This is a genomic window from Komagataeibacter nataicola (assembly GCF_003207795.1).
Taxonomy (GTDB): domain Bacteria; phylum Pseudomonadota; class Alphaproteobacteria; order Acetobacterales; family Acetobacteraceae; genus Komagataeibacter; species Komagataeibacter nataicola.
Map to the genome: position 1 here is coordinate 52,354 of NZ_NIRT01000019.1, position 6,908 is coordinate 59,261.

At 63.6% G+C, this 6,908-nt stretch carries 10 protein-coding genes; 6 read left to right on the top strand and 4 right to left on the bottom strand.

All coding sequences use genetic code 11. The features are described from left to right. The first annotated feature begins 15 nt into the window (after window positions 1-15). From CDI09_RS11220 to CDI09_RS11230, 3 genes are all read left to right on the top strand, one after another. Entirely contained in the window at window positions 16-648 is a 633-nt protein-coding gene (locus CDI09_RS11220) for a nicotinate-nucleotide adenylyltransferase (RefSeq protein WP_078526227.1), read from the top strand. Window positions 649-737: 89 nt separating this feature from the next. Beyond that, window positions 738-1,187 carry a ribosome silencing factor gene (gene rsfS / locus CDI09_RS11225; RefSeq protein WP_078527999.1) on the top strand — a complete coding sequence of 150 codons (450 nt, stop codon included), beginning with the start codon at window positions 738-740 and terminating at the stop codon, window positions 1,185-1,187. A 3-nt stretch (window positions 1,188-1,190) separates the two neighbouring features. Then, window positions 1,191-1,652: a 23S rRNA (pseudouridine(1915)-N(3))-methyltransferase RlmH gene (locus tag CDI09_RS11230; protein ID WP_078526229.1), complete on the top strand. Its 462-nt coding sequence runs from the start codon at window positions 1,191-1,193 to the stop codon at window positions 1,650-1,652. Window positions 1,653-1,726: 74 nt separating this feature from the next. Here the strand turns inward: CDI09_RS11230 and CDI09_RS11235 are convergent, their stop codons facing one another. The 4 genes from CDI09_RS11235 to CDI09_RS11250 form a co-directional block, all read right to left on the bottom strand. Then, window positions 1,727-2,485: a CHAP domain-containing protein gene (locus CDI09_RS11235; protein WP_249034020.1), complete on the bottom strand. Its 759-nt coding sequence runs from the start codon at window positions 2,483-2,485 to the stop codon at window positions 1,727-1,729. Between the two features lie 321 nt (window positions 2,486-2,806). Next, window positions 2,807-3,157 carry a RidA family protein gene (locus CDI09_RS11240; protein ID WP_078526233.1) on the bottom strand — a complete coding sequence of 117 codons (351 nt, stop codon included), beginning with the start codon at window positions 3,155-3,157 and terminating at the stop codon, window positions 2,807-2,809. A gap of 80 nt (window positions 3,158-3,237) precedes the next feature. Then, window positions 3,238-3,876 carry a nucleotidyltransferase family protein gene (locus tag CDI09_RS11245; protein ID WP_078526235.1) on the bottom strand — a complete coding sequence of 213 codons (639 nt, stop codon included), beginning with the start codon at window positions 3,874-3,876 and terminating at the stop codon, window positions 3,238-3,240. Beyond that, window positions 3,873-4,958 (bottom strand): XdhC family protein, encoded by a 1,086-nt coding sequence (locus tag CDI09_RS11250; protein WP_078526237.1) that lies wholly within the window; start codon window positions 4,956-4,958, stop codon window positions 3,873-3,875. The genes CDI09_RS11245 and CDI09_RS11250 overlap by 4 nt, the downstream gene beginning before the upstream one ends. A 129-nt stretch (window positions 4,959-5,087) precedes the next feature. Here CDI09_RS11250 and CDI09_RS11255 point away from each other — a divergent pair, with 129 nt between their 5' ends. The 3 genes from CDI09_RS11255 (at window position 5,088) to CDI09_RS11265 (ending at window position 6,751) form a co-directional block, all read left to right on the top strand. Next, window positions 5,088-5,468: a host attachment protein gene (locus tag CDI09_RS11255; protein WP_078526239.1), complete on the top strand. Its 381-nt coding sequence runs from the start codon at window positions 5,088-5,090 to the stop codon at window positions 5,466-5,468. Window positions 5,469-5,543: 75 nt separating this feature from the next. Next, a complete protein-coding gene (locus tag CDI09_RS11260) occupies window positions 5,544-6,203 on the top strand; it encodes an MBL fold metallo-hydrolase (RefSeq protein ID WP_078528001.1) in 660 nt (219 codons plus the stop codon). Between the two features lie 35 nt (window positions 6,204-6,238). After that, complete coding sequence (locus CDI09_RS11265; protein WP_078526240.1) at window positions 6,239-6,751, top strand: DUF192 domain-containing protein; 513 nt, start codon at window positions 6,239-6,241, stop codon at window positions 6,749-6,751. Window positions 6,752-6,908: the final 157 nt, after the last annotated feature.

Consider the following 6,908-nt stretch of genomic DNA (forward strand, 5'->3'; position numbering starts at 1 on the left):
GCCGTGCGCGGTGGCATGGCGCCTGTAATCCCGGCCCATGGGGATGGACGGCGCATGCGCGTGGGCCTGCTCGGTGGCTCGTTCAACCCGGTGCATGAAGGGCATGTGCAGCTTGCCTGCCGGGCGTTGCGGCAACTGGGGCTGGATCAGGTGTGGTTCCTTGTCTCGCCAGGCAATCCGCTCAAGCCGGTGGCGGGCATGGCCCCGCTGGCGCAGCGGCTGGCAGGCGTGCGGGCACGCATTAATGGTGTTGCGGGCAGGCGGCTGGTGGCCACCGATATCGAAAGCCGTATCGGCACCCGCTATACGGTTGATACGCTGGCGCGACTGAAGCGGCTTTTTCCGCATGTGCGTTTTGTCTGGCTGATGGGGGCCGATGGGCTGGCGCAGATGAACCGGTGGCGGCGGTGGCGCGATATCGTGCATATGACCCCCTTCGCCGTATTGCCGCGTCCTGGCTATAATCCTGCCGCATTGCACGGCCAGATTGCCCGCAGGCTTGCGCGCTGGCGGCTGCCCGCGCGCAGGGCGGGAACACTGGCAACATGCATGCCGCCCGCATGGGTCTTTCTTCCCGCGCCGCAGAACGCTATATCAGCTACAGAAATACGTGCATCGCAGGCCGCCCATGGCCACCGACGGGAGTAACAGCCATAACCAGAAAGCCTATAGCCGAGAGTGGCGCCAAGCGCCGTACCGGCAGCCCCCATGCCGCGCCGCGTGCCGTCACGGGTTCACTGGGCAGTGCCGTGCAGGTGCCGGGCACGCCACGCAAGAAGGCTGCCGTGGCAGGCCCCGCCCGCGCTGAAGCGCGCGAGCCTGACCCGCGCGTGGAACAGTTTCTGGAGATCATCACCACCAGCCTGGAAGATGACAAGGCTGAGGATATCGTTGTGATCGACCTGACGGGCCGCGCCTCCTTTGCTGACCGCATGGTGATCGCCACCGGCCTTGCCGACCGGCAGATTGCCGCCATGGCCGCGCATATCGAGCGCAAGCTGGGCGAAGCCGGGCTCAAGCGCGTGCGCACGGAAGGGGCGACCGGCTCCGACTGGGTGCTGCTGGATGCGGGCGATATCGTGGTGCATCTGTTCAAGGCCGAAGCCCGCGCGCTTTATGGGCTGGAGCGCATGTGGGGTGATGACCTCGACGTGCCGCCGGAGGCGCCCGCAGGCCCGGTGGCGTAAGCCTTGTTTCACCTGATTGCCGTGGGCCGCATGAAGGACCGGGTGGAGCGCGACCTGTTCGAGCGTTACGCCACCCGGCTTTCGCCCCGCATCAAGCTGGTTGAACTACCTGAAGGGCGCGGTGCGCCCAACGAGATCAAGCGCAGGGAAGGGCAGGCGATTCTGGCAGCATTGCCGGATCGCGCTATTGTCGTGGCTATGGATGAAGGCGGCCGCACTTACGACAGCATCGCCTTCGCCCGCGCGGTCGAGCAGTGGATCGAGACGCCAAGACCGCTGTGTTTTGTTATTGGTGGGGCGGAAGGGCTTGATGGCCCGGTTGTGCAGCGTGCCGACCATACGCTCTCGCTGGGCAAGATGACGTGGCCACACATGCTGGTGCGCGGCATGCTGGCGGAGCAGCTTTATCGCGCCCGCGCCATTTCAGCCGGGCATCCCTATCACCGGGCCGGCCGCCCGGACTGAAAACACCCCGCCCTGTTTAAAGGCGGTGTTCCGTAAAGCTTTCTGGAGAAAGACCTGATGCGGCCTGTGCTGTTCTAGCGCAGGGAGCGATTGGGCGCATCATCCGAATAGGCGAGGGATGAGGATGCACGTCCTGCAATGCCCTCGGGTGCTTCCGCCACTTCCGTGCTGTTGCGGTGGGTGGCGGTGGTGTGCGCCTGTGCCATGACGGTGGGGTTATGCATGGCCTTCTGGTAAGTGCTCAGCATCATGTGCGAGGTGGTATCGGGCCGGGCATAGATGAAGCCATAGGTGGGGTAAATGCTGCCAAAAGCGCCGTTGCGGCTGTTAAGCGCCACGCGCACGGCGGACCAGTCATTGTTGGGGGAGACATCGATAACCGGCACATCGCGGCTGATGCCCCGCTGGCCCCAGTGAGACTGGTCAATGATGATGGTGCGGTTGTTGACGAGCTGGCGCACCACGGCCACATGGCCAAGCGGCATGCGGCGCGTGCCACGGAAGTTGAGCACGCTGCCTTCCTCCGGTGCGCTGCCGCGTGCGTAACGGCCAGCGGCCTTGTACCACCAGTCTACCGCGTTGCCGCGAATCTCGACATCGGATGCCGATTTGGCAAAGGCCACGCACTGGATCACATGCCCGCGCTCACGGGTGCCATGATAGGCAACGTGATGGACAGGCGCATGGTGGGAAACGGTGGTGTGCACGGCGGTGGGGTGTACATGGCTGACATGCCGGACGGTATGGGCCTTGCCCTGTTCAGAAAACATGAATCCGAAAGTGGCCGTAAGGACGGAAAGCAGGACGCCACGCTTCATGTTTCTGATCCGCATTTTTCGCAATCTCTCCACCCCATCCGGGTGATTCTCAAAATGATCCGCTCACATCGCGTTCATCGAGTAGCAAGCCCATTGCAAGTCTGACAAGCCTGCGCTGTGGAGGATGAAGAGCAACAAGGCATATTTCCTCCAAAAACAGGCTCAAAATGAAAAAATAGGAATATATTCTTTATTCGGACTGTTTGTGCCCTGATTTTCCGTCGCTTATCCCAAGGATTTCAGCGGGGAGAACAGAAGTAGAATGATTCTGGGAAAGCGGGAAAGTTGCAAAAATGTGACATGTTTCACAGGCTCCCTTCCCGCTGACCTGAAGTCTTATTTGGTCGCGATGATCATGATTTCGACCAGCACGTCCGGGTGCGCCATCTTGGCCTCGACACAGGCGCGGGCCGGTGCGCCGCCCTTGGGCAGCCAGGGGCCCCACACGGCATTCAGCGCGTCACGGTCATTGATGTCCTTCAGCCAGATCTGGGCCTGCAGCAGGCGGGTGTTGTCGGTGCCATGCAGTTCCAGTGCCTCGTCGATCTGGGTCAGCACGTCCTTGGTCTGGGCCGTGATGTCGGCGGACAGGTCGCGCGCCACGAATCCCTGCGTGAACAGGAAGCCATGATACTCCACCACCTTGGACAGGATGGGGTTGGGCTCGGTGCGAATGATCTTGCTCATGTTACGGGTCCTGGTTGGTTGGTTGGCATGCGGCGCGCCGCATGCGCTGCCTTCCCTCTTTGCGCCGGGCCGGGCTGAGGTCAACTCCCCGCGAAAAGGCGACTGAATTCAGCCAGTCGCTCCGGGGTATCAAAATCAGCCGCAATTTCCGCGCCTGCCGCCACGCGGGGCATGGCGGGGGCATGCTGCGCCAGCAGGTGGCGCGCGCCGCTATCGCCCCGGCCCGCCAGCAGGGCGGGAAAAACGGCACGGCCCCACAACACCGGGTTGCCACGCCTGCCTTCATGCATGGCCAGCACGCCGGGGCAGCCGGGATGGGCCCCGAAGCTGGCCATCATGGTATCGAGCAGGAGGGGGCCTATCAGTGGCATGTCACCAAGGCAGATCAGCGCGCCTGTTATGGTGGGGTCATCCATGGCCGCCCGCACGCCCGCCGCCAGCGTGCGTGACAGGCCATGCGCATGGTCGGGCGCGGTGATGAAACGGGGGCGTCTGTTCGGGGGCAGGCCCCGTAACGCTGCCTGCCGGATCTCGGCGGCACGGTGGCCGAGCACAATGAAAACAGGATCGGCCCGGCTGGCTGTGACCGCGCGCAGGGTGCGGGCGATCATGGGCAGGCCGGTGGCATCGGGGGCGAGCAGCTTATGCGCGGGCGCCGTGCGGCTCGAGGTGCCGCCCGCCAGCACGATGGCGGCGATGCGCCCGGGGACGGCTGTCACGCCCAGCCCGATACCCGCCCCAGTGGCTTGTTGTGCCGCACGGCCACGATCTCGGCCAGGATCGAGAGCGCGATTTCCGCTGCCCCCACCGCGCCAATGGCAAGGCCTACCGGACCGTGGATGCGCGCGATCTGGCCTGAGCCAAAACCAGTCTCTTGCAGGCGGCCCACGCGGGAGGCCTGTGTTTTGCGCGAGCCCAGCGCACCGATATAGAAGGCCTCGCTACCCAGGGCGAATTGCAGCGTCGGGTCATCGAGCTTGGCGTCATGCGTCAGGGTGACAATGGCGGTCTGGTTATCAATGCCCAATCGCTCAAGGGCTTCATCCGGCCAGTCGGTATCCAGCGTGATGCCGGGAAAACGCTCCGGCGTGGCCAGTTGCGTGCGCGGGTCGATGACCGTGACCGAAAAGCCGGTGCCCTGCGCCATGGGGGCCAGCACCTGCGCAATATGGACCGCCCCTACAATCAGCAGGCGTGGCGGCATGGGCACGAGATGCAGGAACCATGTCGCCTGTCCGGCTTCATCTTCCAGCCTCAGGCTGCGGCCGGTTTCAAAAACCTCGCGCGCGCGGGCGGCCAGGCGGGTCTCGAGGTCCGTGGGCGGAGCGGATGTGGCGGGCGCCGTATCATACAGCAGGCGGCATGTGCCGGTGGCGAGTTCGGTGGCCATAATCACAGGCATGCGGGCGCGGCGCTTTTCGGCCACGGTTTCCAGCATGGACAGAGGTAGCGTGCCCTGCGGGTGGGTGGGCGTGCTGATCGCCGCCACGTACACGTCAAGCAGCCCGCCACAGGCCAGCCCAACCGTCCAGGCGTCGTCGCTCGATACGCCATAGGACAGCGCCGCCGGCCTGCCGGTCTGCATGACGGTGGCGGCTTCCCCGATCACCGCGCCTTCCACGCAGCCGCCGCTGACCGAGCCTTCGATGCGCCCGTTCTCGCACACGGCCATCATGCTGCCCGCGGGCCGGGGGGAACTGCCCCATGTCGAGGTGACGGTGGCAAGGGCGCAGGGCAGTCCCGCCCGGGCCCATTCGATCAGGAGATCCAGAGGATCGGGCGTGGAAGAAAGCTTTGTCATGGCAGATGTACTTTATCAGCACGCATGCGCGCCTGTCACCCGCTGGACATGCATGCCCGGACACCCCATGTAATGTGATAACACGCGGGCCACCACAGGGTGGCCCGATGCATGAACGGAGTATTTTATATGAGCTATGTCGATCCGGTCTGGTATGTTGTGGCCGATAGCATTCACGCCCGCATTCTCAAGCACGGCGAACACGGTCTGACCACCATCACCCACCTCAAGAGCGACGACGCCAAGGGCATGGACGCCCCGCGTAATGGCGCCTATGGCAAGGTGATTGCCGAGTTCCTGAACAAGGCCGTCCGTGCGAAGGAAGCGCCGGGCATCGCCCTTGCCGCCCCCGGTGAGGTGATGCACCAGATCCGCGAACATCTGGACGTGGAAGCCCGCCCGCTGGTGGTGAAGGTGCTCGAGCATGACCTGACCAACACGCCGGACAACAAGCTGGCCCCGCATTTCGATATTCCGGCCACCGGCTGGCCGCTCGCCAAGGAGCGCTGAGCCGCGCCTGTGGTTCAGTAACGGTGCGCCCTGCGGTAACGTGGGGCGCATTTTTTGTTTGTAGGGCTTTTCATCATGCCAACACCCCTGTCACTCGAAGTCGTGCCCGTGACCGCATTCGGGCAGAACTGCTCCATCCTGTGGAACCCCGATACGCATCATGCGGTCGTGGTCGATCCCGGTGGGGATGTGCCCCGCATCATGGCATCCCTGACAGACAAAGCCCTGACGGTTGACGCCATCTGGCTCACCCACGGTCATCTTGACCACGCAGGCGGTGCCGATGCCCTGCGGCGCGAACTCTCGGCCCGGCAGGGTGCGCCCGTGCCGGTGCTGGGGCCGGACCGGGCTGATGCGCCCCTGCTTGAAACCATTCCGCAGCAGGGCGCCCTGTTTGGCCTGAGTGGGGTGGAAAATGTAAAGCCGGACCGTTTTGTAAGGCATGGCGAAAAGCTCGAAGCCCTGGGTCACGGTTTTGAGGTGCGCCATGTGCCCGGCCACACGCCGGGGCATGTCATCTTTTATGATCCCGACGCCCGCTTCGCCTTTGTGGGCGATACCCTGTTCAGGGGCGGTGTGGGCCGCACCGATCTGTCCTATGGCGACCACGCGCAGCTGATGGATGCGATCGGGCGGGAATTGCTTACATTGGATGATGATGTCACGATCCTGCCCGGTCATGGTCCCGCAACGACAATCGGCGCGGAGCGGAAGGGCAATCCCTTTCTGGCCTGACGGATAGATTAAAGGGTGCAGGAGAGTATTTGCTTATGATGTCCTTCAAGGCGGGCCGGTGGCTGGCCCTGGCCGCATGCATGGCCGCAGTGTCCGTTCCCGCCATGGCGGCGGAGGAGACGGGGGAACCCACCCACGCGCAGGCTCCGCTGCCCACCGTGCCGCTCACCATCACCACGGCCGATGGCACGAAGCATGTGTTCACGGTGGAAAAGGCCATGACCCCGCGTGAGCAGCAGGTGGGTGAAATGTTCCGCCCCTCGGTGCCGGCGGATGCCGGCATGATCTTCGTGTGGTCCTACCCGCGCCAGAGCGACATGTGGATGGAGAACACAAAAGCCCCGCTCGATATCGTCTTTATCGGGGCGGATAACCACATCTCTTCCATTGTCGAGAATGCCGTGCCGCTCAGCCTGGCCCGCATCAGCAGCCACGGCCCCGTGCGTGCCACGCTGGAATTGCAGGCGGGCATTACCGAAAAGCTGGGAATCGTGGTGGGAGACAAGGTCGATTCTGACGTGCTGGCGAGCAAGCCCGCTGGTAAGTGATTCTATTATCTGGCTGTTTTCCGGGGGGCTGAAGGCACCCCGGAGCATATTTTTCACCTTCTGTGCATTTTTCTGATTGACGGTAGATGGTGTGGGTCCTATATCCCCAATCACCGGCGGCGCTGAGGAAACTTCTTGAGCTTCTTTGGTGGATTTG

Excerpts from the sequence above, each read along its gene's own strand:
- CDI09_RS11220 (WP_078526227.1), top strand. The coding sequence starts at position 16 with ATGGCGCCTGTAATCCCGGCCCATGGGGATGGACGGCGCATGCGCGTG.
- CDI09_RS11235 (WP_249034020.1), bottom strand. The coding sequence starts at position 2,485 with ATGCGGATCAGAAACATGAAGCGTGGCGTCCTGCTTTCCGTCCTTACG.
- CDI09_RS11240 (WP_078526233.1), bottom strand. The coding sequence starts at position 3,157 with ATGAGCAAGATCATTCGCACCGAGCCCAACCCCATCCTGTCCAAGGTG.
- CDI09_RS11250 (WP_078526237.1), bottom strand. The coding sequence starts at position 4,958 with ATGACAAAGCTTTCTTCCACGCCCGATCCTCTGGATCTCCTGATCGAA.
- CDI09_RS11255 (WP_078526239.1), top strand. The coding sequence starts at position 5,088 with ATGAGCTATGTCGATCCGGTCTGGTATGTTGTGGCCGATAGCATTCAC.
- CDI09_RS11260 (WP_078528001.1), top strand. The coding sequence starts at position 5,544 with ATGCCAACACCCCTGTCACTCGAAGTCGTGCCCGTGACCGCATTCGGG.
- CDI09_RS11265 (WP_078526240.1), top strand. The coding sequence starts at position 6,239 with ATGATGTCCTTCAAGGCGGGCCGGTGGCTGGCCCTGGCCGCATGCATG.